The sequence below is a fragment of the Streptomyces sp. CO7 genome (assembly GCF_053474865.1).
In genome coordinates this window covers 1443198-1443596 of the sequence record NZ_JBRIOU010000002.1, presented here as the reverse complement: position 1 = coordinate 1443596, position 399 = coordinate 1443198, and the positions used below count along the sequence as shown (strand labels likewise).

At 77.7% G+C, this 399-nt stretch carries 1 protein-coding gene; it reads left to right on the top strand.

Going from position 1 to position 399, the window contains the following annotated elements; all coding sequences use genetic code 11:
* Positions 1 to 63: 63 nt before the first annotated feature.
* On the top strand, positions 64 to 399 hold a 336-nt coding region (locus ACOV8S_RS08610; RefSeq protein ID WP_448317099.1), incomplete at its 3' end, for a DUF309 domain-containing protein.

Genomic DNA, 399 nt, shown 5'->3' with positions numbered 1-399 from the left:
ACTTTAGCGCACGTCCAGGGCCTGCTCGACGGGGGCGGGGAGGCCGGGCGGGACAATGGGCCGATGAGCAGCTCTTCGCAGGGACCGAGGGACCGGGACGACGAGGGACGGGCGCGCAACGCGCGACCGCGGGACGGCCTCGGCAGGCCGCTGCCGTACGGGGCGGAAGGGGTCGACCGCCAGCCGGAGGGCGTCGTGCGCACCCCCGGGGAGACGGTGGCCGAGGCGCAGGCGCTGCTGGACGCCGGGCGGCCGTTCCACGCGCACGAGGTGTTCGAGGACGCCTGGAAGGCGGGGCCCGAGCAGGAGCGCGACCTGTGGCGCGGCCTGGCCCAGACGGCGGTGGGCCTCACCCACGCGGCGCGCGGCAACCTCACGGGCGGGGCGCGGCTGCTGCGG